General features: G+C 68.5%; 1 pseudogene. It reads right to left on the reverse strand.

What is annotated here, in order from left to right:
* A pseudogene (locus SB751_RS33005) lies at positions 1 to 254 on the reverse strand (D-alanine--D-alanine ligase); the annotation flags it as partial.

Here is a 254-nt window from a genome sequence, read left to right on the forward strand (position 1 = left end):
GCTGTGCACTTTGCACGAAGCGTCGGCCAGGATCGCCACGCACAGATCGGCGTAGCTCATCCCCGTGGCGCGGGCGGCCATGGGAACCAGCGAATGGCTCGTCATGCCGGGCGAAGTATTCATTTCCAGCAGCCAGGGGCGGTTGTCGGCATCCAGGATGAAGTCGGCGCGACCCCAGCCTTCGCAGCCCAGCGCGCGGTAGGCGCGCACGGCGACGTCGGCGACTTCTTCCGCCACCGCTGGCGGCAGCGTGG

The sequence above is a fragment of the Cupriavidus sp. SIMBA_020 genome (assembly GCF_046535395.1).
GTDB classification, from domain to species: domain Bacteria; phylum Pseudomonadota; class Gammaproteobacteria; order Burkholderiales; family Burkholderiaceae; genus Cupriavidus; species Cupriavidus campinensis.